The sequence below is a fragment of the Paraburkholderia sp. BR10872 genome, from assembly GCF_040965835.1.
In the GTDB taxonomy this organism is placed as follows: Bacteria; Pseudomonadota; Gammaproteobacteria; order Burkholderiales; family Burkholderiaceae; genus Paraburkholderia; species Paraburkholderia nodosa_A.
Genome location: NZ_JBFRCN010000048.1, coordinates 16569 through 39822, shown reverse-complemented (window position 1 = coordinate 39822; position 23254 = coordinate 16569). Strand labels below are relative to the sequence as shown.

General features: G+C 66.4%; 24 protein-coding genes. 18 read left to right on the top strand and 6 right to left on the bottom strand.

From position 1 onward, the window contains the following. Nucleotides 1-48 precede the first annotated feature (48 nt). Nucleotides 49-789, bottom strand: coding sequence for a FadR/GntR family transcriptional regulator (locus tag AB4Y43_RS30100; protein ID WP_368729463.1), 741 nt, complete (start codon nt 787-789; stop codon nt 49-51). Nucleotides 790-1321: 532 nt separating this feature from the next. On the opposite strand from AB4Y43_RS30100, the gene AB4Y43_RS30095 reads away from it, so the two are divergent. From AB4Y43_RS30095 to AB4Y43_RS30060, 8 genes are all read left to right on the top strand, one after another. Beyond that, a complete protein-coding gene (locus AB4Y43_RS30095) occupies nt 1322-1927 on the top strand; it encodes a c-type cytochrome (RefSeq protein ID WP_133184702.1) in 606 nt (201 codons plus the stop codon). A gap of 94 nt (nt 1928-2021) precedes the next feature. After that, nucleotides 2022-3305 (top strand): cytochrome c, encoded by a 1284-nt coding sequence (locus AB4Y43_RS30090; RefSeq protein WP_342946634.1) that lies wholly within the window; start codon nt 2022-2024, stop codon nt 3303-3305. Nucleotides 3306-3312: 7 nt separating this feature from the next. Next, nucleotides 3313-3495, top strand: a complete 183-nt coding sequence (locus AB4Y43_RS30085; RefSeq protein WP_028206326.1) for a hypothetical protein — start codon at nt 3313-3315, stop codon at nt 3493-3495. Nucleotides 3496-3523: 28 nt separating this feature from the next. Then, on the top strand, nt 3524-4099 hold the full coding sequence (locus AB4Y43_RS30080; protein ID WP_342946241.1) for a cytochrome C oxidase subunit II: 576 nt from the start codon (nt 3524-3526) through the stop codon (nt 4097-4099). After that, entirely contained in the window at nt 4089-5714 is a 1626-nt protein-coding gene (locus tag AB4Y43_RS30075) for a b(o/a)3-type cytochrome-c oxidase subunit 1 (protein ID WP_368729462.1), read from the top strand. The genes AB4Y43_RS30080 and AB4Y43_RS30075 overlap by 11 nt, the downstream gene beginning before the upstream one ends. Continuing rightward, nucleotides 5711-6508: a cytochrome c gene (locus AB4Y43_RS30070; RefSeq protein ID WP_368729461.1), complete on the top strand. Its 798-nt coding sequence runs from the start codon at nt 5711-5713 to the stop codon at nt 6506-6508. Before AB4Y43_RS30075 ends, AB4Y43_RS30070 begins: the two co-directional genes overlap by 4 nt. A gap of 79 nt (nt 6509-6587) precedes the next feature. After that, on the top strand, nt 6588-7016 hold the full coding sequence (locus AB4Y43_RS30065) for an OsmC family protein (protein ID WP_042260258.1): 429 nt from the start codon (nt 6588-6590) through the stop codon (nt 7014-7016). Nucleotides 7017-7025: 9 nt separating this feature from the next. Further along, the gene (locus AB4Y43_RS30060; RefSeq protein ID WP_069267084.1) at nt 7026-7364 is read left to right on the top strand and encodes a cupin domain-containing protein; all 339 of its coding nucleotides are present in this window, start codon (nt 7026-7028) and stop codon (nt 7362-7364) included. A gap of 93 nt (nt 7365-7457) precedes the next feature. Here AB4Y43_RS30060 and AB4Y43_RS30055 read toward each other — a convergent pair whose 3' ends face one another. After that, nucleotides 7458-8891, bottom strand: a complete 1434-nt coding sequence (locus AB4Y43_RS30055) for a cytochrome-c peroxidase (RefSeq protein ID WP_368729460.1) — start codon at nt 8889-8891, stop codon at nt 7458-7460. 660 nt (nt 8892-9551) lie between these two features. On the opposite strand from AB4Y43_RS30055, the gene AB4Y43_RS30050 reads away from it, so the two are divergent. Further along, nucleotides 9552-9809, top strand: coding sequence for a hypothetical protein (locus tag AB4Y43_RS30050; protein ID WP_368729459.1), 258 nt, complete (start codon nt 9552-9554; stop codon nt 9807-9809). A gap of 106 nt (nt 9810-9915) precedes the next feature. Here AB4Y43_RS30050 and AB4Y43_RS30045 read toward each other — a convergent pair whose 3' ends face one another. The 3 genes from AB4Y43_RS30045 to AB4Y43_RS30035 all read right to left on the bottom strand — a co-directional run bounded on the left by AB4Y43_RS30045 (nt 9916) and on the right by AB4Y43_RS30035 (nt 13374). After that, nucleotides 9916-11247 (bottom strand): multidrug efflux MFS transporter, encoded by a 1332-nt coding sequence (locus AB4Y43_RS30045; protein ID WP_368729458.1) that lies wholly within the window; start codon nt 11245-11247, stop codon nt 9916-9918. A 174-nt stretch (nt 11248-11421) separates the two neighbouring features. After that, nucleotides 11422-11826 (bottom strand): DUF302 domain-containing protein, encoded by a 405-nt coding sequence (locus tag AB4Y43_RS30040; protein ID WP_069267088.1) that lies wholly within the window; start codon nt 11824-11826, stop codon nt 11422-11424. Between the two features lie 117 nt (nt 11827-11943). Then, on the bottom strand, nt 11944-13374 hold the full coding sequence (locus AB4Y43_RS30035) for an MFS transporter (protein WP_368729457.1): 1431 nt from the start codon (nt 13372-13374) through the stop codon (nt 11944-11946). 142 nt (nt 13375-13516) lie between these two features. On the opposite strand from AB4Y43_RS30035, the gene AB4Y43_RS30030 reads away from it, so the two are divergent. The 8 genes from AB4Y43_RS30030 to AB4Y43_RS29995 all read left to right on the top strand — a co-directional run bounded on the left by AB4Y43_RS30030 (nt 13517) and on the right by AB4Y43_RS29995 (nt 20435). Beyond that, nucleotides 13517-14251, top strand: a complete 735-nt coding sequence (locus AB4Y43_RS30030) for an ArsR/SmtB family transcription factor (protein WP_368729456.1) — start codon at nt 13517-13519, stop codon at nt 14249-14251. A 391-nt stretch (nt 14252-14642) separates the two neighbouring features. Further along, entirely contained in the window at nt 14643-15494 is an 852-nt protein-coding gene (locus AB4Y43_RS30025; RefSeq protein WP_342946248.1) for a transporter substrate-binding domain-containing protein, read from the top strand. 71 nt (nt 15495-15565) lie between these two features. Next, complete coding sequence (locus AB4Y43_RS30020) at nt 15566-16297, top strand: ABC transporter permease (protein WP_069267091.1); 732 nt, start codon at nt 15566-15568, stop codon at nt 16295-16297. A gap of 17 nt (nt 16298-16314) precedes the next feature. After that, nucleotides 16315-17061, top strand: coding sequence for an ABC transporter permease subunit (locus tag AB4Y43_RS30015; RefSeq protein WP_342946249.1), 747 nt, complete (start codon nt 16315-16317; stop codon nt 17059-17061). A gap of 25 nt (nt 17062-17086) precedes the next feature. Then, the gene (locus AB4Y43_RS30010; protein ID WP_368729455.1) at nt 17087-17878 is read left to right on the top strand and encodes an ABC transporter ATP-binding protein; all 792 of its coding nucleotides are present in this window, start codon (nt 17087-17089) and stop codon (nt 17876-17878) included. 19 nt (nt 17879-17897) lie between these two features. Further along, nucleotides 17898-19511, top strand: coding sequence for a histidine ammonia-lyase (hutH, locus tag AB4Y43_RS30005; RefSeq protein WP_368729454.1), 1614 nt, complete (start codon nt 17898-17900; stop codon nt 19509-19511). Between the two features lie 13 nt (nt 19512-19524). After that, nucleotides 19525-20274, top strand: coding sequence for a histidine utilization repressor (gene hutC / locus AB4Y43_RS30000; protein ID WP_342946251.1), 750 nt, complete (start codon nt 19525-19527; stop codon nt 20272-20274). Next, a complete protein-coding gene (locus AB4Y43_RS29995; protein ID WP_176732959.1) occupies nt 20271-20435 on the top strand; it encodes a hypothetical protein in 165 nt (54 codons plus the stop codon). The genes hutC and AB4Y43_RS29995 overlap by 4 nt, the downstream gene beginning before the upstream one ends. A gap of 18 nt (nt 20436-20453) precedes the next feature. Here the strand turns inward: AB4Y43_RS29995 and AB4Y43_RS29990 are convergent, their stop codons facing one another. Beyond that, nucleotides 20454-21581, bottom strand: coding sequence for a 4-hydroxyphenylpyruvate dioxygenase family protein (locus AB4Y43_RS29990; protein WP_368603553.1), 1128 nt, complete (start codon nt 21579-21581; stop codon nt 20454-20456). Nucleotides 21582-21908: 327 nt separating this feature from the next. Here AB4Y43_RS29990 and shiA point away from each other — a divergent pair, with 327 nt between their 5' ends. After that, on the top strand, nt 21909-23216 hold the full coding sequence (gene shiA, locus AB4Y43_RS29985) for a shikimate transporter (protein ID WP_069267097.1): 1308 nt from the start codon (nt 21909-21911) through the stop codon (nt 23214-23216). Nucleotides 23217-23254: the final 38 nt, after the last annotated feature.

Below are 23254 nucleotides of genomic sequence, written 5' to 3'. Positions count from 1 at the left end.
CAATGAAAACAGCGGCCAACGGCCGCTGTTTTCCATGCATGCTACGCGCTATGCCTTCTCACCCGACTCCGCCGCCGCGCGGCGCAGCCGCTCGCGGCTGCTCGACAGATGCATGCGCATGGCCGCGCGTGCGCCTTCGGGATCGTGACGGGCGATGGCGTCGAAAATGCTCTCGTGCTCGCGGTTCACCAGCTCGGCGTAAGCCTGCGGATCGCGATGCGCGATGCCGGCCGAATCGACGCGACGGCGCGGGATCAACGCCGCGCCCATCTGCGTGAGGATGTCGACGAAATAGCGGTTGCCCGTCGCGCGCGCCACCGAGATGTGGAATTCGAGGTCGGCGCCCGAGCTGTCGCCGCCCGTGCGGATGACGACGTCGAGCGTCTCGAGCGCGCCGCGCATGCCGGCCAGGTCGCGCTCGCTCGCACGTTGGGCGGCAAGGCCCGCGGCCTCCGTTTCGAGACTGATGCGCAACTCGAGCACGGAAAGCACGTCGTCCAGCGTGCTGGCCGGGACGACGTCGAGATCGAACGGCTCGCGGCGCGGCTCCAGCACGAAGCTGCCAATGCCGTGACGCGTTTCGATCACCGACATGGCCTGCAGACGCGAGATCGCCTCGCGCACCACCGTGCGGCTCACGCCCAGTTGCGTCATGAGGTTGCTTTCGGTGGGCAATTTGTCGCCGGGCTTGAGTGCGCGCGTGGCGATCTGCTCGCTGATGAAGTTGACGACCTGCTCGGCGAGATTGCGGCTACGCGCGGCGATGGGCGTGGCAAGCGACTCCGCCATGTGGATCTCCTTGGCTCGATATGCGTGCGTAAGTCATGTCATTCCATTATACGTTGTCGGACAACCGCTGGAAAAGCACGCACACACGCGACCGAGGACATCCTACGACCATACAATGGACTCCACCCGCGCAGGCCCGAAGACCACACGATATCGCTCCTCAAACGATCCTCATTTTATTTCGCATTCCGATGCAATTCGCGCCACGATAATCTGTAGCAAGACGCGCCTGTCGTTGTGTTAGCAAACATATGCCGATGCAATAATCCGGCAGATTTATTTGCACATCCTGGCTGCACAAGTCGGCGTTCTCCGATAATCTCCTCGAAAAGGTGCGCGCCCGGCCGTCTTGCACAATGAAAATCCCCCACGGACGACGCCTCAACTGATATCGAATCGCAACGCGTTTGTGTCGTTACCATCCGCAACGAGGGAATCATTGAGAACCCGCATCGTCCTGATCATCCTTGCGCTCGCGCTGCCGTGGGCGCCGCTCCTCGCGGCGCAGCCCGCCGAGCCCGCGCCTGACACGATGCAAGCCCGCGTAATGGGTTGCGCGGCCTGTCACGGCGCACACGGCGAAGGCACCGACAACGACTACTTCCCGCGTCTCGCGGGCAAGCCAGCGGGGTATCTGTTCAACCAGCTCGTCGCCTTCCGCGACGGCGGCCGCAGCTACCCGCCCATGAACTATCTGCTGGCATATCTGCCCGACGCCTACCTCAAGCAGATCGCGGAATTCTTCTCGCAGCAGCACCCGCCCTATCCGCCGCCCGCCAAACCCACGGTCGACGCGGCCACGCTCGCCCTCGGTAAAACGCTCGTCATGAACGGCGACAGCAAGCGCAACGTGCCCGCCTGCGCAGGCTGCCACGGCGCCTCGCTCACTGGCATGCAGCCGGCCATTCCGGGCCTCGTGGGCCTGCATGCGAACTACATCAGCGCGCAGCTCGGCGCGTTCCGCTACGGTACGCGCCGGGCTGCCGCGCCCGACTGCATGCACGACATCGCCACCCGTCTCGCCGACCGCGACATCACCGCGATCGCGGCCTGGCTCTCGTCGCAACCCGCGCCCGCCGATACGACGCCGGCGGCGGCCTCGCCGCTGCCGCTCGCGTGCGGTAGCGTCCATAACTAGCCGGGGCCTCGACGTGCGCAGACTTCGATCCCTTCTCCCGTCATCGCCCAGGCCACTCGCGACGCGCCTCTCGCTCGCGGCCGCCACGCTCTGCATGGGCGCCGCGGTCGCGCTCGCGCAAACGGCCGCGCCCAGCGCGAACGCAGCGGACGCGGCGAGAGCCGCCGCAGCGGCAGCGACGGCCAACGCGAAGCCGGTCCCGAGCAACGCCGAACTGATCGCGCGCGGCGAATACCTCGCGCGCGCCGGCGACTGCATTGCGTGCCACACGGTGCCTTCCGAGCAGATGTTCGGCGGCGGGCGACCGATGGAAACGCCGTTCGGCACGCTCTACACGCCGAACATCTCGTCGGACAAGACCTTCGGCATCGGCTCGTGGACCGCCGACGAGTTCTACCGCATGCTGCACGAGGGCAAGTCGCGCGACGGCACGCTGCTCTATCCGGCCATGCCGTTCGCGTCGTACACCAAGGTCACGCGCGCGGACTCGGACGCGATATTCGCGTACCTGCTTTCCACGCAGCCCGTGCACAAGGAAAACCGCCCGCACGACCTGCGCTTCCCGTATAACAAGCGCGCGCTGCTGCTCGGCTGGCGCACGCTGTTCTTCCGCCAGGGCGAGTTCAAGCCCGACCCGACCCAGTCTGCCGAATGGAATCGCGGCGCCTATCTCGTGGAAGGTCTCGGCCACTGCACGATGTGCCATACGGCCATCAACGCGCTGGGCGGCAACTCGCCCTCGAAGGCATTCGAGGGCGGTCTGATTCCGGTGCAGAACTGGTACGCGCCTTCGCTCACCTCGAACAAGGAGGCGGGGCTTGGCGACTGGAGCATCGAGGACATCGTCGATCTGCTGCACGCGGGCGTGTCGAAGCGCGGCGCCGTGTACGGCCCGATGGCCGAAGTGGTCTACGACAGTTTCCAGTACCTCACCGAAGACGACGTACGCGCCGTGGCCGTGTATCTGAAGTCGTTGCCGGGCCGCAACAACGAAGTCGACAAGTCGCCCAAGAGCACGTTCGTGACGGAGGAAGCCCAGCGCCTCGTGCCGCTCGGCAGGAAGATCTACGAGTCGCAGTGCGCGGTCTGCCACGCCACCGAAGGCCAGGGCAAGCCGCCGCATTTCCCGCCGCTCGCCGACAACCAGTCGATCCAGATGAACTCGGCCGTGAACCCCATCCGCATGGTGCTCAACGGCGGCTACGCGCCGGGCACGCGCAAGAACCCGATGCCCTACGGCATGCCGCCGTTCGCGCAGTCGCTCTCCGATGAAGAAGTGGCGGCCGTGGTCACCTATATCCGCACGGCGTGGGGCAATCACGGCACGCCGGTTTCCGAACACGAAGTGAACGCGCTGCGTTCCGCGCCGCTTTTCTGAGGCTGCGATGATCGAAACTCCCGTACCAGAACAACCGGGCGAGCGCCCGCAACACGAACAGGTCGACGAGATCGTAGCCAGCGGCCCGGGCGGCGCGCTCGCGGTAGCGGGCATCGCCACGGCGATCGTCGCCGCGCTCTGGTTCATCTTCTACTTCGTCGTGTTCCTGCCGCGCGGCGTCATCCAATAGATCAGACAGACAAGAAAAGGCCGGCCTCATGTCGAATCCGCTCGATAACCATGCCAGTGCCGAAGTCGCCGCGCGCGTCGAGCGCCGCTGGGCGACGCTCATGGTGGCGTTCGTCTGCCTGCTCGTGGCCATGGTGGTATTCACGGGCCTGCACTGGGCCATGATGCCGCCCTCGCGCGTGGAGCTCGTCAATCCGCAAACGCTGCACGTGTCCGGCGAATTCGTCGAATCGAACCTCGGCAGCGCCGTGGAAACCGACGGCTCCGTGACGGTGCGCATTCTCGCCCAGCAATATTCGTTCACGCCGCAGTGCATTCTCGTCCCGGCGAACACGCCCATTACGTTCCGCGCGACGAGCGCCGATGTCGTGCACGGCTTCCTCGTCACGGATACCAACCTGAACTCGATGGTCGAGCCGGGCTACATCTCGACGTTCCGCACGACTTTCGACAAACCCTCCGACCACCTCATGCCGTGCCACGAATACTGCGGCACGGGCCACCAGGGCATGTGGGCCCACGTGAAGGTCATCGACCGCGATGCCTTCATGCAGATGGCGAATCAGGCAGGCAATTCCGCGCGGAGACTCAGCTGTGTTAAATAACAAGCGACTCGTACTCGCCCACTTCTGGCTCGCGTTCATCGTCTTCGGCGTGGCGCTGCTGCTCGGCGCGTGGCAGATGTTCGTGCGCAGCCCGCTGCATCCGTGGCTCAACGACCCCGAGCTGTACTACCGCTCGGTCACGGAGCACGGCACCGTGATGGGTTATGTGTTTCCCACGCTCATCGCGATGGGCTTCGGCTACGCGGTCAGCGAACTGGCGCTCAAGCGCCCGCTCGTGGGCGTGAAGTGGGCCTGGCTTGGCTTCATCCTGCTCGCGCTCGGCGCCGTCACGGCCTCGGTGCCCGTGGCGCTCGGCCTCGCCTCCGTGCTCTACACGTTCTACCCGCCGATGATCGGCAACGTGTTCTATTACCTGGGCGTCGTGCTCGTCGTGGTGGGTTCGTGGGTCTGGGTCGCGCTGATGGGCATCAACACCGCGAAATGGAAACGCGAGAATCCCGGCAAACCGCTGCCGCTCGCCATGTTCGCGACTACGGCGGGCGCGTATCTGTGGGGCTGGACCGCGGTGGGCGCAGCCATCGAAGTGCTGTTCCAGATCCTGCCCGTGGCCTTCGGCTGGCGCAATACGATCGACGCGGGCCTCGCGCGCGTGTTCTTCTCCTGGACCCTGCACGCCATCGTCTACTTCTGGCTCGTGCCCGCCTATATCGCCTACTACACGATCGTCCCGCGCGCGATCGGCGGCCGGCTCTACAGCGACGTGATGGCGCGCATCTCGTTCATCCTGTTTCTCGTGGTGGCCATGCCCATCGGGATTCACCACCTGTTCACCGATCCGCAGGTGGGCTCGGGCTTCAAGTTCGTGCAGTCGGTGTTCACGGCGCTCGTCTCGGTGCCCACGCTTCTCACCGTGTTCACGATCTGCGCGTCGCTCGAAATCGCCGGGCGGCTGCGCGGCGGCAAGGGGCCGTTCGGCTGGATCGCGAAGCTGCCGTGGCAAAACCCGCAAATGCTGGCCGTGGCGTTCTCGTTCGTCATGCTCGGGTTTGGCGGCGCGGGCGGCCTCATCAACATGAGCTACCAGCTCGACCAGCCCGTACACAACACGCAGTGGATCACGGGCCACTTTCACCTGATCTATGGCGGCGCGATCGTCATCATGTATTTCGCCATCGCCTACGACCTGTGGCCGCAGATCACGGGCCGCGCGCTCAACAACTGGCGCCTCATGCGCTGGCAGCTGTGGCTGTGGTTCATCGGCATGATCGTGACGACCTTCCCGTGGCACCTGGTCGGCCTCATGGGCATGCCGCGGCGCATGGCCTATTACGACTACAGCGACCCGGCGCTCGCGGGCCAGGGCGCGCTCGTGGTGCTCTCGGCCATTGGCGGCCTGATCCTCGTAACCTCGGCGGTGCTGTTCTTCCTCGTGCTGCTGCAGGGGCATCGCAGCGAGGCCGCCGCGCCCGAGGAATATCGCTTCAGCAAGCCGGTGCACGAGTCGGCCACGCTGCCGGTGGCGCTCAATAGCTTCGGGCTGTGGGTCGTGCTGATGGTCGCCCTCACGATCACCAACTATGGCTACCCGATCGCGCAACTGCTGGCAACGCCCGAATCGGCCGTGCCCGCGATCCCGATTGGAGCACAGCGATGAGCGACGAACGCCTGTTCTCGTTTCGCAATGTGTGGTTTCGCGCGGGCGTGGGCACGGCGATCGTCGTGTTCGTCGTCTCCGTGCTGATCGGCTTCATCTGGCTGCCTTCTGCCAAGAGCGACCCGTATTTTCAGGGCATCTGGACGGCGATCTGCAGCGCGGCCGGCGTGCCGCGCGACTGGCACCCGGTCGGATCGGCGGTGCCGCCGGGCTACCCGCTGAGCCAGGTCGAACTCACGCCGCACATGCTCGATGGCGCGACGACGCTCTCGGTTGGCCGCGGCGCGACGCTCGCCCTGCGCTGCACGATGTGCCATGGCCCGCGCGGCATCAGCATGGCCAATTCGCCGAATCTGGCGGGCCAGTTCGCCATCGTGGTCTTCAAGGAGCTGCACGACTTCCAGACGGGCGCCCGCCAGAACGCGGTGATGTCGCCCATGGCGCGCGATCTGTCCGACCAGGACATGCGCGACCTCGCCGCCTACTACGCCTCGCTGCAGCCGATCGCACACCTGCATGGCGGCGCGCCCGCCATCGTGGCGCACGGCGCACCACTGCGCAATATTCCCGCATGCGCGTCCTGCCATGGCGGCGTGGACAGCAAGATCGGCAGCCCGTGGCTCGACGGCCTCCCGGCCGCGTACACGAAGGCGCAGTTGCTCGCGTTCGCGAACGGTACGCGCCATAACGACATCTCCGAACAGATGCGCAACATCGCGCGCAACATGACGCCCGAGGAAATCGACGCGGCCTCCGCCTGGTACGCGGGCGAATGGCAGCCGAAGCAACCCTGAACCCAACCCTGCAGGACTTGCGGCGGTACGCAAATTGCGCGCCCTGCACGTCCTTCACCCAACCTCGCGGAGCGACATCATGCAAAAGACGGCATCGGCAAAATGGCACGGCGGCATCAAGGACGGACAGGGCACGATCTCGACGCAAACCGGCGTGCTCAAGGAAGCGCCTTATGGTTTCGCCTCGCGCTTCGAAGGCGGTCCCGGCACCAATCCCGAGGAGCTGATCGGCGCGGCGCACGCGGGCTGCTTCACCATGGCGTTCTCGCTCTTTCTCACCCAGGCGGGCTTCACGGCCGAGAGCATCGAGACGAAATCGACCGTTACGCTCGACAAGGTGGGCGAAGGCTTCGCCATCACGAGCTGCCAGCTCGACATGACGGCAAAGATTCCCGGCATCGATCAAGCGAAGTTCGACGAGCTTTCGAAGGGCGCCAAGGAGAACTGCCCGGTGTCGAAGCTCTTCGCCAACAACGCGAAGATCACGCTCAACGCGAAGCTCGTTTGAGAGGCTGTCATGGCCATCCCCCATGCCGCGCCGGGTGAGGTCTTCGACGTGCGACCGCTAGGCGGCGCGCTCAAGAATGCGAAGTCGACCACCCTGATCCGCGCGCAGCAACTCGAAGTCATGCGCATCGTGCTGCCCGCAGGCAAGCGCCTGCCCGAGCACAGCGTGCCCGGCGAGATCACGGTGCAGTGCGTGGAAGGCGTGATCCGCTTCTTCGTGAACGGCGACCCGCGCACCATGCACGCCGGCGACATGCTCTTGCTCGGCGGCGGCGAAACGCATGCGCTGGAAGCGCTCGACGACGCCTCCGTGATCGTCACGATTCATCTTGCCCATGGGGACAAGTAAGGGCTGGTGGCGCATAGGTAAAAAAAGGAGCGTGTCCTGGCGAATGCCGGACACGCTCCTTTTACTTTGCGAGGACGGGTTGCCCCGCCCCGCTCATTGCTTCGATGGCACCGGATCGTCGTTGAGCGTCTTGAGGAACGCGATGATGTCCTGAATGTCGCCTGGCGTCATCGCGGGCTTGTCGCCGAACTTGCGGTCGAACGGCGCATCGGTCACGTCCACGTTCTTCCGGAACTGCGGCGGAATATCGTCGTACTTGTCGATCTTGCCGTCGGGGCCGTGCGGATAGAACTTGCCCGGGTCCGTATTGCGATCGTTGTAGAACGCCATCACGTCGTCGAGGTTGTGGTACGCGCCGTTATGGAAAAACACCGTGCGCGTGGCCGAATTGCGCAGCGTCGGCGTGAGGAACATGCCGCAGTACTGCGTCTGGTCCTTGAAGTCCGAGCGGAACGGGCCGCACACGCCGAGATCGAAGAAGTGCGGGTCCTTGTTCTGCGCGAGCTTGTTGTTGCGCGGCACACCCAGCGCCTCGTACTGGTAGTCCGTGAACATGGGCGGCAGGCCGTCCTTGCCGGGCTTCGAGAGGTGGCAGCCCGCGCAGTTCGCCTTGTTCGGGTCGTTGAAGAGACGCAGGCCGCGCAGCTCCGCTTGCGAGAGGCGCGCGTGGCCTTCGAGCCAGCGATCGTATTTGCTGTTATACGGGTGGAACGACTGATCTTCGACCTGGTAGCGCGAGATTGCGAACATCGCCTCCGCCACGGCCAGCTTCGGGTCGCTGAAGATCCGGTCGCCGAACAGTTCCGTGAAGTGCTTCGCATACGGCGCCTTCTCGAGCTTCGTCGCCACCTGTTCGATGCTCGTGTCCGCCATTTCCACAGGATTGAGCAGCGGGCCATACGCCTGCTGCTGCAGCGTGTCGGCGCGGCCGTCCCAGAACAGGCCGCCCTGCGGCACCATCTCCACGGAGGTCGATGCGCCGCCCGCCACCTTCTGCGACTTCACGACGTCGGCGGCGGCGCTGGCCTGCTGGACGACCGTCGGCGCGTCATCGGCTTCACCCTGGTCCGGACCGATGCTGAAGTTCGGTTGGCGGTACAGATACATGAGCGAAGGCGGCGGGCGATAACCCTGCTGGTTCATCGCGAGGCCGCCCATCTGCACGTCGTGCCCATTGGGAGGACCGTACGAACGATCGGGGCTATGGCACGAAGCACAGGACTGCTGACCGGAGCCCGAGAGCGCCGGATCGAAAAAGAGCTGCTTGCCGAGCTGCGCCATCGCCGAAAGCGGTGCGACTGGCGGGCGCTGCAGCACCACCGGGTGCGGATTCGCGCCCGTCAGGTTCTCGACGACCTCGCCCACGGCTTCGGGCACGTTGGCCGGAAACGCCACGGCGTAGGCGCAGAAACCCAGTGCGCCGACCGCGATCACGGCAGCGGCGGCGCGCAGGACGACCCGCGTGGGGCTCGCCGCACTGCGCGGTTTGGGTGAAGACGGTGTCGGCGAAGTGGAGAGCTCGGACATGATTCGATCTAGCTTTGCGAAATACCACGAAAAGGAAAAGCCGAACGCCGCGGAGTTCAACTGCGTGCCCGGCGTAGAGTCCCTCAGACGCGGCGCGCATCAGTGCGCCCTGGCGCCGCGCCGTACAGGCGGCGCCCATCCATCCTGCGAACGGGCGCCAATGCGCCTCTCACATCAGAGCGAGCGCATTACAGCATCGCAAGATGACTACACGGCGACCGTTTAATTTCCGAATACTTTCAGTTATTTTCAGAACCGAAAGAATCGCTGGAGGGGCGGTGTGTGCGGGGTTCTGGATTCGGCCCTGGATTCGCTCCGCGCGCGGGGCCGGGATTGAGCCGATTGCACTCCGTGCGGCGCGAGCTATAACTGAAAGCACAGTGCGGATGTTCTCTGCGCCCGCGCGCCCCTTCTTCTTGCGCCGCGCCGCGCTGTGCCGCCCCCGAATGCGTGGGCGCGCTTCTTTCGTGAGCAGTGAGCTAAGACGTTCGGCAGCCGTGCGCTGCGCGCAGGCATCCCGACTTTCCAGATGAGTGTGCGGCTTCAGGCTTTGCCTCTCGCTCGCGCGCACCTTCGCCGCGGATTCATTCCGCCGTTATCCCGCAGTGACGTCGTCATTGCCGCGAAGGCGCACTCACGAACTCGAGAAAGGAGGTTGATATGACATTACGCCTGGCATTGATCGCCGCATGCGTGGCGGCCGTGGCAGCCGTTGCGCCCGGCACGGCGCGCGCGAAGGACGAACCCGTTTCGCAGGAACGCGCGCATCAGACGATGACCGACGACGCCGATGCTTCGGCTCAAGCCAGCACCGACATGTCGTATGGCGGCACGCCCGATACGCATAGTGCCTCGGGCCATCGCACGGGCAAGATGTGCTGGCCGCGTCCCGACTGCGACGTGTTTTTTGGTCACTGAAGCGCGCCCGCTGAACGAGCGCCGATGAACCCGAGGCGGCGGCGCGCAAGATCCGCCGCCCTCGCCTCTCACACTTCGAATGCCTGCGCGCGGCATCGCCGCCGCGTTACGCGCGCCGGGCGAAACCCACCGCGCGCCACGTAAACAGCGCGCCCGCCAGCATCAGCAGGCTCGTGCCGAGGAACACGGCGCGCATGCCCAGATGCCCGCCGACGAAGCCGCCGATCAGCGGCCCGAGCACCTGCCCCGCGAATTGCGCCGACACCGAATAGCCGAGCACGCTGCCCGCGGCATGGTCCGGCGCGTTGTGGCGAATGACGGTCGCGATGCACGGCAGCAGCGCCGCGAGCGACACGCCCATGAGAAAGCGCAGCACGACGAGTTGCCAGCCCGCCGTGACGAACGCCTGCGGCACGAGCAGCAATGCCGAGGCCGCCAAGGCCGCGACGATCACTTTCGCGTGCCCCACACGGTCCGCCACGCGCCCGAGTCGCGAAGCCGCGACGATGCTGCCGAGCGCCGCCGCCGACATCGCGAGGCCCGCGACGAACGTCACGCGCGCAGGGTCGTGCACGAGCGTCGCCACATACACGGTGATGATGGGTTCGATCGACATGTTGGCGAGCATCAGCAGCATGCCGGTCACGAGCATGGCGACGATCGGGCGCTTGTCGGGCAGCGCCGACCAGCCGCCCTTCTGCGCCGCATGCGCTACGCGCGCGGGGCGCGGCGCTTCCTTCACGAACACGCAGGTCGCGATGAAGGCCGCGAAGATCGTTGCGCCGGCCACCCAGAACGTGGCGCGCAGGCCGATGAGCGGCGGCAGCGTGCCGCCCACGAGCGGCCCGATCAGATTGCCGGCCATGACGCCCGACGACAGCACGCCGAGCGCCCACGCCGAACGGTGACGCGGCGTTTGCGTGGCGACGAGGATGGTCGAACCCGACGAATAGCCGCCGGCGAAACCCGCGAGCAAACGCAGCGCCACGAGCTGCCAGATATTGCGCGACATGCCGATGAGCGACATCGTGACCGCCATGCCGAGGCTCGCGCGCACCAGCATGGGCTTGCGGCCGTAGCGGTCGCCGAGGCGTCCCCACAGGGGAGCGACGAGCGCGGCCGTGAAGAACGTCGCGCTGTACGCGATGCCCGACCACTGCACGATCGACGCGTGGCCGTGCACGCCCAGTTCTTCCACGTAGAGCGGCAGGAACGGCAGCATCAGCGTCATGGCGACGAGCGTCGTGAACGAGCCCACCACGCAGACCGCGAGATTGCGCCGCCAGTGTTGCTCGACATCGGCATCGTGCGGATTTCGGGGGAGTCGCTGCGTGGCGGCAGCCGCAGGCGATGCCGTGAGTGGGGAAGCGGGAGTCGAGTCGGACGCCCCGGCGCGATCGCGTGGCGGATCGTCGGGGTCTTCTGCGCGGGAGGTCATCGGCGGATCGAGGCAGCGGCGGGCTACGCGTTCGCCCGCTTGCCGGGCGAAGTCGCAAGGCACCTACGTTAAGCGAAGCGCGCCGCGGCTGTCAATTTTTTAAGCGCCTGCCGAAGATGGGGGCGCAGGCGCCGGCCCAAGGGACTGGCGTGAGGCGCGCAGTTCGTTTGCCGCTTATTGCACGGCGGTCTGCAGCAGCCCCACCACGCGCTGCAGCGGCACGAGCACTTCGGCGTCGATGCCGTAGAGCGGGCCGAGCGTCTGCGAGACGTCGCGATAGTCGAGCCGCGTGTGCCCCTCGTTGTCTTCCCAGATCACCATGCGCAGCGGCAACTCCACCGCCGCGTGCGGGTTGGCCGCCATGACGGGCGTACCCGCCTTCGGATTGCCGAACAGGATGAGGCGCGTGCGGCGCAGGCTGAGCCCGGCGGTCTCGGCGGCTTCGCGCTGGTCGACGTCGGCGAAGATATCCGCACCCGCCTTGGCCAGCGCGGTCTTCAGGCGCGCGATCGTCGTGTCGAAGTCGTGGACGCTCTTGAGCGCCAGCACGGATGAGGGATGTTGCCCGTATTCGGCCATGACAAACTCCTCCTATGGCGCACGGTCCGCGCGAATGCGCGATGCATGCAACGGCACTTTATCCCAGAATCCGCAGCGGATGATCCAGGGCGCGCGGGTGAGGCGTCAGGCGCAAGGCTACCCGCCACGCGCCTTCTTCGCGCCATGCGACCGGGCGCCGTGCGCCGCCTGGTGCGACCACGCACGCCACCACACCCACGCCGCGCCTGCCGAAAGCACGGCGGCGATCAGCAGATTCACGCGCATGCCCGCGCCGATCGACGCGCGCCCCGCGATCATGGCGCCCGCCACGGCCACGCCGAGCGCCGCACCGGTCTGCCGGGCCGCGTTGAGTACGCCAGCGGCAATGCCAGCGCGGCCCTGATCGACCGTCGCCATGAGCGCCGCCGTGGCCGCGGGCGTGATCAGGCTCGCGGCGAAGCCGATGGCCGGCAGCGGCAAGGCCAGCAAGTCGTAGCGCGCCGTCGTGCCGCACGCCGCCGCGCCGAGATAGCCCGCCGCCGCGAGCAGGCAGGCGAGCGCGACGAGCGCGCGCGGCCCGAGCCACGCCACGGCGCGCCGCGACAGCAGACTGCCGAGCGGCACCACCACGGTGAGCGGCAGGAAGGCGAGGCCCGCGTGCAACGGCGCATAGCCGCGCTCCTGCTGGAGATACAAACTGAGTCCGAATAGCAGACCGTAAAACGTGAACGCCGAAATCATCGAGAGCAGCACGGCCGCGCTGAACACGCTCTCGCGGAAGAAGCCGAGCGGCAGCATCGGCTGCGCGCGGTGCTTTTCGAGCACGACGAAAGCGATCGCCGCTCCGCACGCCAGCACGAGACCGCCCGCAACGACCGGGGCACGCCAGCCGTGCGCAGGCGCCTCGATGATGGCGGCATTGAGCAGCGCCAGTGCCGCGATGGCCGCCGCCTGGCCCGCGAGATCGAGCCGGCGCGGCGCGCCCGGACGCGGCTGCGGCGCCACGCGCGCGGCCATGACGATGCCCGCGAGGCACACCGGCACGTTGAGCAGAAAGATGCTGCGCCAGCCGACGAACCCGATCAGCACGCCGCCCAGCAACGGACCCGCCGCCATCGCGACGCCGCCCAGCCCGGCCCACACCCCGAAGGCGGCGGCACGCTCGCGCGCGTTGGCGCATGCGCCGTTGATGAGCGCCATCGATGCAGGCACGAGCAGTGCCGCCCCCATGCCCTGCAGCACGCGTCCGAGCGTGAGCAGCGCGAGGCTCGGCGCGGCGCCGCACCACGCCGAAGCCGCCGTGAAGACCGCGAGCCCGGCCGTGTAGACCTGGCGCGCGCCGAGCCGGTCGCCGAGCGTGCCGCCCGAAAGCAGCAGGCTCGCGAACGCGAGCGTATAGGCGTTCACGACCCATTGCAGGCCGGCCACGCCGCCCGCAAGGCTCGCACCGATGCGCTCGAGCCCGACATTGACGATCGAGGTGTCGAGGATCACCACGACATAACTGATGCTCGTGGCCCAGAGCACCCGGCGTTGCTGTTCCCGGCTGTGCGTCTCTTGAGTCCGGTGCGTCTCGTGCATTTGCATAGGCTCTCCCGCTACGCCGGCGCGCGTTGGGCGCCGGTCACGAGCCCAGTATCGGACGCGCGGCAGTGGCGATGCTTCGATGCGTATCGAAACATGCGATCCTGCTCGCGCGTTACGCTATGCGTATGATTTGGAGAAACGCATGAATGGCACGAACACGCACCCGAGGGTGTCGGCCACGGCCTTCCTGATCGCCGACCCCGCGCGCGCCGCGATGCTGATGGCGCTCGCCGATGGCCGCGCGCTGCCCGCCGGCGAACTGGCTTACGCGGCCGGCGTGACCGCGCAAACGGCGAGCAGCCATCTGGCGAAACTGCTCGACGGCGGGCTGCTGGCCGTGGAAAAGGAAGGCCGCCACCGCTACTACCGGCTCGCGGACGCCCAGGTCGCCACCTTGCTCGAAAACCTCGCGGCGGTCGGCGCGCGCGCGCCGGTGCGCCGCAAGCCGCTTGGCCGCGAGGCGCGGGACCTGCGTTTCGCGCGCTGCTGCTACGACCATCTCGCGGGCCAGGTCGGCGTGGCGATCACAGAGCGCCTCACCGATGCGGGGCTCATCACGGCGCAAGCGGACAAACGCTTCGCGGTGACGCCCGCGGGGCAGACATGGTTCGGCGAACTCGGGCTCGACGTCGCCGCGCTCAAGCCGGGGCGTCACGGCATTGCGCGCCAATGCCTCGACTGGACCGAGCGCCAGCATCATCTGGCCGGGCCGCTCGGCGTGGCCTTTCTCACGCTGCTGTGCGAACGCGGCTGGATGCGGCGTACGCGTGCGTCGCGCGCGGTGCAGGTCACGCCGCGCGGCTGGGCCGATCTGCGCGAGCGGCTGGGCCTGACGCCCGATCTGCTGGCCGCCCACGCCGATGATTCGAACGACTAACGACTTGCGCCGCGTCACGCGACGAGAAACCGCTGCGCGAGCCGCACCCAGCACGCCGCGCCGAGCGGCAGCACCTGGTCGTTGAAGTCGTAGCCGGGGTTGTGCACCATGCAGCCGCCGAACTCCCAGGCAGGTCTCACTTTTGAAATGACTAGACAATTAAGGAGGTATTCCAATGACCGCAACAGCCCATGTCGCAACGACGACTCGACTTGCCACAAGCGCGAATTCATCGAAAGTCCACGCCCATTCACAGGGTTTTCCATGAGTCGGGATTTATGAAATTCTCTTGCGCTCAAATTCTTTTCTCTCCATGCTTGTCTATGCAAGTCGCACGAACGAATGAACGTCCCCACGGGTCCACGGTACCCACCGACAAAGGAGCATGGTCATGCAGGCGAAGTACACCCGGCTGGCAAAAGCGCTGATTGGCGCAGCACTCGGCGTCACGCTGCTTGGAAGCGGCAGTGCCGGCGCGAAGGAATGGAAAAGCGTGACGATCGCGCTCGACGGCAGCTATGCGCCCTGGAACCTGACATTGCCGGGCGGCAAGCTTGGCGGCTTCGAACCCGAACTCGTCGAAAACCTGTGCGCGCGTGCACAAATCCAGTGCAAGCTCGTCGCCCAGGACTGGGACGGCATGATTCCGGGCCTGCAGGCGGGCAAGTTCGATGTCCTGATGGATGCGATCTCGATCACGCCTGATCGCGAGAAAATCATTGCATTCTCGAAGCCCTATGCGGCCACCCCGGCAACCTTCGCCGTCTCCGATCCGAAGATCCTGCCCAAGGGCGGCCCGAACACGACGCCTCTGAAGCTCGACGCCGACTCGCGCAGCAACGCGCCCGCCATCGAGTCGATGCGCAAGGCGCTGAAGGGCAAGACGATCGGCATCCAGTCGGGCACGGTGTACACCGGCTTCATCAACGCCAACTTCAAGGACGTCGCGTCAGTGCGCGTGTACAAGACCGCGCCCGAGCGTGATCTCGATCTCACGAACGGCCGCATCGACGCCACGTTCGACGACGTGACCTACTACACCGCCAACGCCGACAAGTCGCCCGTGGTAATCGCCGGCACGATGATTGCCGGTCCGATCTGGGGACCGGGCGAAGGTCTCGCGTTCCGCAAACAGGACGCCGACCTGAAGGCGAAGTTCGACAGCGCGATCACGGCGGCCCTTGCCGACGGCACCGTGAAGAAGCTCGCACTGAAGTGGTTCAAGACCGACGTGACGCCGTAAGCATCGCACCCTGGCGGCGCGCGCCGCGCCTGACGCGCGCCTTCGCTTCCCGACCCGCCTGGATCCCTGCCATGTCTCTGTTATCGCTATTCAACACACTCGGCCTCGGTCCGGACGGCTGGGGCAGCGTTCTGCTCCTCGGCGCGTTGATGACCGTCGTGCTCACGCTCGCCGCATTGGCAATCGGCGCCGTGTTCGGTGCGCTCATTGCCGCGGCAAAACTCTCGCGCTTGCGCGTGCTGCGCGTTTTCGGCGACTTCTACACGACCGTCTTTCGCGGCGTGCCCGAACTGCTCGTCATCTATCTGTTTTACTTCGGCGGCTCTTCCCTGGTCACCACCGTCGGTCAGTGGTTCGGCGCCGACGGATTCGTCGGCGTGCCGCCCTTCGCCGTCGGCGCGTTCGCGGTCGGCATGATTTCGGGCGCTTATCAGGCCGAGGTCTATCGCGCAGCCGTGCTCGCCGTTGCACGCGGCGAACTCGAAGCCGCTCGCGCGATAGGCATGCCGACGCTCACGCTGTTTCGCCGGATCTTGATCCCGCAGGTGCTGCGCTACGCGCTGCCCGGCATCGGCAACGTCTGGCAACTGAGCCTCAAGGATTCCGCGCTGATTTCGGTCACCGGGCTCGCCGAGTTGCTGCGGGCGAGCCAGATCGCCGCGGGCTCGACGCACCAGTACTTCCTCTTCTTCGTCGTCGGCGGTCTGCTCTATCTCGCCATGACGGGTGTGTCGAACCGTGTCTTCGGTCGCGCCGAAGCGGTCGTTGGCCGCTCGTTCAAGCGCAACTTCGCGCGCAACTGATCGGGGAGCGCACACTCATGCATATCGATTTCGCGTTCCTGCTCGACACGATGCGCCAGCTCATCGGCGCCGTGCCGACGACGCTCGGCCTTTTCTTCGCGTCGCTCGTGCTGGGCGGCTTGCTCTCGCTCGTGATCGTCACGATGCGCGTCTCGCCGCACTGGCTGCCGAACCGTTTTGCGCGCGCCTACATTCTCGTGTTTCGCGGCTCGCCGTTGCTGATCCAGATGTTCCTCGTCTATTACGGCCTCGGTCAGTTCGGCGTGATTCGCGAAAGCTTTCTGTGGCCCGTGTTGCGCGAACCCTATGTCTGCGCGGTCCTCTCGCTCGCGTTGTGCACGGCGGGATACACGGCCGAGATCATCCGCGGCGGCCTCATGGCGGTGCCCGTCGGGCAGATCGAAGCCGGCTACTCGATCGGCCTTTCCGGCTTCGCCCTGCTGCGCCGCGTGATCGGCCCGATCGCGCTGCGTCAGTGCCTGCCCGCGTATTCGACCGAAGCCGTGCTGCTCGTCAAGTCGACGGCGCTGGCTAGCCTTGTCACCGTTTGGGAAGTGACGGGGGTCGCGCAGCAGATCATTCAGCAGACCTATCGCACCACCGAGGTATTTACGTGCGCCGCGCTGATCTACCTGTTCCTGAACTTCGTGGTCGTGCGCGTGATCGGCTTCGTCGAGCAACGGCTGTCGCGCCACCTGCGCGCGGCGCCGCCCGCCCCGCGCAAACCCGCCGCGCCGCTCGAAGCCACGCGCGCCGCGTCGTGACCCGCCGCCCTACCTGGAGAGATTGATGAATTCGTCAGCACCCATTGCGCTGTCGGTGCGCAACATCCACAAGTCGTTCGGTGACCATCACGTGCTCAAGGGCATTTCGCTCGACGCGCACGAGGGCGACGTCATTTCGATTCTCGGCGCGAGCGGTTCGGGCAAGAGCACGTTCCTGCGCTGCCTGAATCTGCTGGAGACGCCGGACGACGGCTCGGTCGCGCTCGCAGGCGAGGAACTCAAGATGAAGCGCCGCAGCGACGGCAAGCTGCAACCGGGCGACCGCCGTCAGGTCGACCGCGTGCGCTCGCAACTCGGCATGGTGTTTCAGAACTTCAACTTGTGGTCGCACATGACCGTGCTGGAGAACCTGATCGAAGGCCCCATGCGCGTGCTCAAGCGCAGCCGCGCCGAGGCGGTCGAAGAAGCCGAGGCGCTGCTCGCCAAGGTCGGCCTTGCCGACAAGCGCGGCCACTACCCCGCACACCTGTCGGGCGGCCAGCAGCAGCGCGTGGCGATTGCACGCGCGCTCGCGATGCATCCGAAGGTGATGCTGTTCGACGAGCCGACCTCGGCGCTCGACCCCGAGCTGGTCGGCGAAGTGCTGCGCGTGATGCGCACGCTCGCCGACGAAGGCCGCACGATGCTCGTCGTCACGCACGAGATGGGGTTCGCACGCCACGTTTCGAATCGCGTGATGTTCCTGCACCAGGGCCAGGTGGATTCGGATGGCACGCCAGACGAGGTATTCGGCGAACTGAAGTCGGACCGCTTCCGCCAGTTCGTGTCGAGCCACCAGGATCGCAACGCTCACTAAACCCGCACCACGCACTCCCATGGCCATCACCCGTACCCAGAATCCACTCGACTGGCGCGCGATCGCTAGCGTCGCCGCAGGCGAGCCGCTGATCCTCGGCGCCGATGCGCAGGCGAACATTCGCAGCGCCCGTGTGCTCGTCGAACAGATCGTCGCGCGGAGCATCCGCGCGTATGGCGTGAACACGGGCGTGGGCGCGCTGTGCGATGTGATCGTCTCGCAAGACGAACAGCACGACCTGTCGCACAACATCCTCATGAGCCACGCAGTGGGCGTGGGCGAACCGCTAGGCGCAGACGAGACGCGCGCGATCATGGCTGCGGCCATCAACAACTTCGCGCATGGACACTCGGGTGTGCGCCTCGAAGTCGTCGAGCGTCTCGCCACGCTGCTGGAGGCAAATTGCCTGCCGGAGGTGCCCGCGTTCGGTTCCGTCGGCTATCTGAGCCATATGGCGCACATCGCGCTCGTTTGCGTGGGCGCGGGACACGTGCGCTGGAACGGCGAGCGCGTGAGCGGCGCTCAAGCCCTGCAGCGGCTCGGCTTGCAGCCCCTGTCGCTCCAAGCGAAGGAGGGATTGAGTCTCGTGAACGGCACGCCATGCGTGACCGGGCTCGCGGCGCTCGCGCTTCACCGCGCGGAGCGCTTGCTCGACTGGGCGGACGTCGTTGCCGCAATGAGCTTCGAGAATCTGGGCGGGCAGATCGCGGCGTTCGACACCCGTTCACTTGCATTTCGTGTGTCGCCGGGCCTCGCCCACGTGGGAGAGCGTCTGCGCGCGGCGCTCGCCGGTAGCGCGCTGCTCGAAATTTCGCTCGGGCGGCGCACCCAGGACCCGCTCAGCGTCCGCACGATACCGCACGTGCACGGCGCCGCGCGAGACACGTTCGCGGCAACGGCCGAAGTCGTGAACCGCGAGCTTGCCTCGGTGACGGACAATCCGATCGTTGCGGGCACGCCGGAGTCGCCCCGGGTGTACTCGCAGGCGCATGCGGTCGGCGCCTCGATCGCACTCGCCATGGACAGTCTCGCTACCGCGATCGCACAGGTCGCGGCGATGGCCGAACGCCGCCTCGACCGTCTGGTCAACCCGCTCGTGAGCGGCCTGCCGGCCTTCCTCGCGCACGCATGCGGCACGCGTTCGGGCTTCATGATTGCGCAGTACACGGCCGCGTCGCTCGTCGCGCAGAACCGCCGTGAAGCCGCTCCCGCGAGTCTCGACGGCGGCGTGACATCGGGGCTGCAGGAAGACCATTTGTGCCATGCGACGCCGGCCGCGCTAAAGGCGCTCGCGGTCATCGAGAACAGCAACCGCATCCTCGGCATCGAACTGCTCGCCGCGGCACAAGCCTACGATCTGCAGCCGCTCGACGCGGCGCGCGCGCCCTATACGGACGCGCTCTACGCCGGCGTGCGCGCCACGCTGCCGACCTATCGCGACGACCGCCCACTTTCCGACGACATGACTTTCGCGTTTCGCCTCGTTGCCGACGGCGCCCCACCGCCACTTCCCGGCACGGCACGAGACGACACCGGGACTGTCTCGCGGGAACCGGCGCTGGACATGCCGCCAATCGCGCGCAGTACGGCGGCCCCGGCGAGCCGCGCGGTTCCCGGCACGGTCGGCGTCTGAAGCGAGGTCATATATGAACGCGCCATCTTCGCTGATCGACAACTCGACGCAGTCCGCGACAGCGCATAAGGTCGCTCCAGCGTATGAGCAGATCAAGCGCTACGTGGTCGATCGAATCACGGACGGGACCTGGAAGCCCGGTGAGGCCATTCCGTCGGAGACAGAGCTCGTCAAGGAATTCGGCGTCGCGCGAATGACCGTATCGCGCGCGCTGCGCGAACTGTCGGCCGAGCATGTGCTCAGACGCGTTCAGGGCGCGGGAACGTTCGTCGCCTCGCGCGACGTCGAATCGACCGTCCTCGAGGTTCGCAACATCGCCGACGAAATCGCCGCGCGCGGTCACCGGCACAGCGCGCGGGTGCTGACGCTGGGCGCGAGCTCGAACGATCAGGCGATGGCCGCGCTCGAGCTCGGCTGCGGTCCCGTGTTCCATTCGCGTATCGTCCACTACGAGGAAGACGAAGCGATTCTGTACGAGGACCGCTACGTGAACCCCCACGTGTTTCCGGGTTATCTCGAACAGGACTTCACACGGGAAACACCGAACCACTACATGATGCGGCTCGCGCCGGTTCAACGGGCGGAGTTCCGGATCTACGCGCAAAAACCGGATGCGGATATACGACGCCATCTTGCGATGAACATTGGCGAGCCCTGCCTGCTGATGTGGCGGCGTACGTGGGTCGGCAGTGCCGTGGCGACCGCCGTCGAGCTTTGGCATCCCTCGTCGCGTTTTCATCTGGTCGGCAAAGTCTCGACATGACACGGGGTGCCACGGACCTGATGACCCAGGCGTGCACCGAGTTCAGCAAGGAAATTCGCCATCGCTGCCGCACGATGGTCTCGCCGCGCGCCGCCGCGCTCGCTACCGCGCGCACGCGCAGGACAACGGGCGCAGCCGCGAAGTCACGCGTGGAACGCTGACGTCGTGCACGGTGGGACTTAGCCGGGCGCCTGGCCCAGCTTCGCACCCGCCTCGCGCGCCCGCGCGAGCACGTCGAGATTGCCCTCGCCGAAACCGTGGTGGCCGCTGCGCTGCACGACTTCGAAAAAGATCTCGCCGGGATGGCGTTTGGCAAAGGTCTGGAAAAAGAGCCGCGGCACGCCGTCTTCGCCAATCTCGCCATCGATCAGCACATGGCGCTTGCGCAGCGCTTCCAGATCCACGCCGTGGCCTGGCAAACGCGCATCCACGGTGTCGTAGTAAGCGGGCGGCGGTTCGACGAACTCCACGCCATTGGCCTTGAGCGCATCGACGCTCGCGAGGATGTCGTTGCTCGCCAGCGCGATGTGCTGCACGCCTTCGCCGGGATGCTCGGGCAGATAGTCGTGCAATAGCTGCGTGCGCCGCGTGCCTTCCTCATAAACAGGAATGCGCAGTTCGCCATCGGGCGACACCATCACGCGGGACTCCTCGGACACGTGCCAGTTCGCGTTGATTTCGTGGATCTCGCGGAAATGCAGCAGGTCGCGATAGAAGTCGAGCCATTCGGCAATGCGCCCCGCCCCCACCGTTTGCGTGAGATGGTCGACGCGCGTGAGGCCGGTGCCGCCGTGATCGAGATCGGTATGCGCCGTGGCGACGTCGATGGGCCGGAAGTCGATGTCGAAGATCGAAATGTCGCCCACGCCGCCGCGCTGGCCGCCGCGGCCGCGCCAGCGGTCGATGAAATAGAGGTGCGAGTCGCCGATACCCTGGATCGCGGGAATGTGCAGCTCCGCGGGACCGAGACGCTCGCCTTCGAACGCCCACGCGCCGAGCGAGATGGCGTGCTCGAAGGCGCGCCTGGCATTGTCGACGCGCACGCCGATCGCGCAGACGCCCATGCCGTACTCCTGCGCGTAACGCGCGGCGAACGAGTCGGGCTCGGCGTTCAGCAGGAAATTCATCTCGCCCTGGCGGTAGAGCGTGACCGCCTTGCTCACGTGGCGTGCGATCGCCTTGAAGCCGAACTGCTCGAAACGGCGGCCGAGATCGGCGGGTTCGGGCGCGGCGAACTCGACGAACTCGAGTCCCGCCATGCCGAGCGGATTGTCCGCCTGCGGCGGAGGATTAGAGGGGCTGGACATGCAGTGGGCTCCTGACGCAAGCGCTGAAACGGACACCTCGCCGCCCCGTCGCGACTTCGAGGCCGCGAATCTGGCATATGAGGCAGGCCGATTTTAACCATTTCGTTCATTTTGACGAAGACCGCCGTGCGCGGTCGGTCCACGCGCCATCTCGGTGCAAACCCGCAAAGCGTTCGATAATCGCACGCACTTGGGCGATAATCGCGCAAAACGGCGCCACCACGCATTGCCGGACCGCGAGGGCCGCCCTATGCTGCGTCTCACGTTTAGCGCGCATCCTGAATACTGCAGCAGCATGGCACATGCGCAACAGTCTGGAGACAACTGATGACCCCAAGCCTCGACACCACCGGCGACGCCGCCCCTTTCGCCCCGTCGCGCAGCCAGGCCCGCAAGGCGGCGCTCGGCAGCTTCGTCGGCGCGGTCGTCGACTGGTACGACTTCCTGCTCTACGGCATCGTCGCCGCGCTGGTGTTCAACGTGGCGTTCTTCCCGCAGGTCGGCAGGACCATGGGCACGCTCGCCGCGTTCGCGACCTTCGGTGTGGGCTTTCTCTTCCGGCCGCTCGGCGGCGTCGTGTTCGGCCACTTCGGCGACCGGCTCGGCCGCAAACGCATGCTCGTTCTGACCGTCATGATGATGGGCCTTTCCACCGTGGCCATCGGTCTGTTGCCGACCTTTGCGACCATCGGCTGGTGGGCGCCCGTGCTGCTCGTCACGATGCGCGCGCTGCAAGGCTTCGCCGTGGGCGGCGAATGGGGCGGCGCGGCGCTGATGGCCGTGGAAAGCGCGCCGCGCGGCAAGAAGGCGTTCTATAGCAGCGGCGTGCAGGTGGGCTATGGCGTGGGCCTCGTGCTCGCCACCGGCCTCGTGGCGCTCCTGAGCCACCTGCTCGGCGACGCGGCGTTCCGTTCGTGGGGCTGGCGTCTGCCGTTCCTCTTCAGCGTGGTGCTGGTGCTCGTCGGCCTGTGGGTGCGCTCGAGCATGGACGAGTCGCGCGAGTTCGTCGAGAAAGTCGAGCACGGTCATCGCAAGCTCAAGATGCCGGTGCTCGAAGCGCTCACGCGTCACCCGAAGGCCTTCCTGTACATCATCGCGCTGCGCCTTGCCGAACTCTTCACGATGTATATCGTGACCGCCTTCGCGCTGAGCTATTCGACCACCAACCTCGGCATGTCGCGCGATCTCTTTCTCGGCATCGGCCTGTTCGTCGGCGCGCTCTCCTGCGTGACGATCCCCTGCTTCGCGTGGCTCGCCGATCGCCTCGGGCTGCGCCGCATCTATCTGATCGGCGCGTTCATCGGTCTCCTGAGCGCCGTGCCGTTCTTCCTCGCGCTCGAAGCGCGGGCCACGATCTGGATCGTGATCTTCTCCGTGATGCTCGCGAACATCGCCCACGACATGGTCGTGAGCGTGCAGCAACCGCTCTTCACCGAGCTGTTCGGCGCGGAGTACCGCTACAGCGGCGCGGGCGTGGGCTACCAGTTCGCGAGCGTGGTGGGCGGCGGCTTCACCCCGTTCATCGCCGTGGCGCTGGTGGGCTTCGGCGGCGGTTCGTGGCACCTCGTTGCCGCGTACCTCGCGATTGGCTGCCTGATCTCGCTGATCGTGGCGGCGCGCATGAAGCCGGAGTGAGCAAGAGCCGATCGTTCGCTCGCAAGCCGCAGGCGTTT

Coding starts and splice junctions, on each gene's coding strand:
- AB4Y43_RS30030 (WP_368729456.1), top strand. CDS start 13,517: ATGAATGGCACGAACACGCACCCGAGGGTGTCGGCCACGGCCTTCCTG.
- AB4Y43_RS30010 (WP_368729455.1), top strand. CDS start 17,087: ATGAATTCGTCAGCACCCATTGCGCTGTCGGTGCGCAACATCCACAAG.
- AB4Y43_RS30025 (WP_342946248.1), top strand. CDS start 14,643: ATGCAGGCGAAGTACACCCGGCTGGCAAAAGCGCTGATTGGCGCAGCA.
- AB4Y43_RS30020 (WP_069267091.1), top strand. CDS start 15,566: ATGTCTCTGTTATCGCTATTCAACACACTCGGCCTCGGTCCGGACGGC.
- hutC (WP_342946251.1), top strand. CDS start 19,525: ATGAACGCGCCATCTTCGCTGATCGACAACTCGACGCAGTCCGCGACA.
- AB4Y43_RS30050 (WP_368729459.1), top strand. CDS start 9,552: ATGACATTACGCCTGGCATTGATCGCCGCATGCGTGGCGGCCGTGGCA.
- hutH (WP_368729454.1), top strand. CDS start 17,898: ATGGCCATCACCCGTACCCAGAATCCACTCGACTGGCGCGCGATCGCT.
- AB4Y43_RS30035 (WP_368729457.1), bottom strand. CDS start 13,374: ATGCAAATGCACGAGACGCACCGGACTCAAGAGACGCACAGCCGGGAA.
- AB4Y43_RS30065 (WP_042260258.1), top strand. CDS start 6,588: ATGCAAAAGACGGCATCGGCAAAATGGCACGGCGGCATCAAGGACGGA.
- shiA (WP_069267097.1), top strand. CDS start 21,909: ATGACCCCAAGCCTCGACACCACCGGCGACGCCGCCCCTTTCGCCCCG.
- AB4Y43_RS30100 (WP_368729463.1), bottom strand. CDS start 789: ATGGCGGAGTCGCTTGCCACGCCCATCGCCGCGCGTAGCCGCAATCTC.
- AB4Y43_RS30060 (WP_069267084.1), top strand. CDS start 7,026: ATGGCCATCCCCCATGCCGCGCCGGGTGAGGTCTTCGACGTGCGACCG.
- AB4Y43_RS30045 (WP_368729458.1), bottom strand. CDS start 11,247: ATGACCTCCCGCGCAGAAGACCCCGACGATCCGCCACGCGATCGCGCC.
- AB4Y43_RS30070 (WP_368729461.1), top strand. CDS start 5,711: ATGAGCGACGAACGCCTGTTCTCGTTTCGCAATGTGTGGTTTCGCGCG.
- AB4Y43_RS29990 (WP_368603553.1), bottom strand. CDS start 21,581: ATGTCCAGCCCCTCTAATCCTCCGCCGCAGGCGGACAATCCGCTCGGC.
- AB4Y43_RS30055 (WP_368729460.1), bottom strand. CDS start 8,891: ATGTCCGAGCTCTCCACTTCGCCGACACCGTCTTCACCCAAACCGCGC.
- AB4Y43_RS30080 (WP_342946241.1), top strand. CDS start 3,524: ATGTCGAATCCGCTCGATAACCATGCCAGTGCCGAAGTCGCCGCGCGC.
- AB4Y43_RS29995 (WP_176732959.1), top strand. CDS start 20,271: ATGACACGGGGTGCCACGGACCTGATGACCCAGGCGTGCACCGAGTTC.
- AB4Y43_RS30085 (WP_028206326.1), top strand. CDS start 3,313: ATGATCGAAACTCCCGTACCAGAACAACCGGGCGAGCGCCCGCAACAC.
- AB4Y43_RS30090 (WP_342946634.1), top strand. CDS start 2,022: ATGGGCGCCGCGGTCGCGCTCGCGCAAACGGCCGCGCCCAGCGCGAAC.
- AB4Y43_RS30015 (WP_342946249.1), top strand. CDS start 16,315: ATGCATATCGATTTCGCGTTCCTGCTCGACACGATGCGCCAGCTCATC.
- AB4Y43_RS30040 (WP_069267088.1), bottom strand. CDS start 11,826: ATGGCCGAATACGGGCAACATCCCTCATCCGTGCTGGCGCTCAAGAGC.
- AB4Y43_RS30095 (WP_133184702.1), top strand. CDS start 1,322: ATGCAAGCCCGCGTAATGGGTTGCGCGGCCTGTCACGGCGCACACGGC.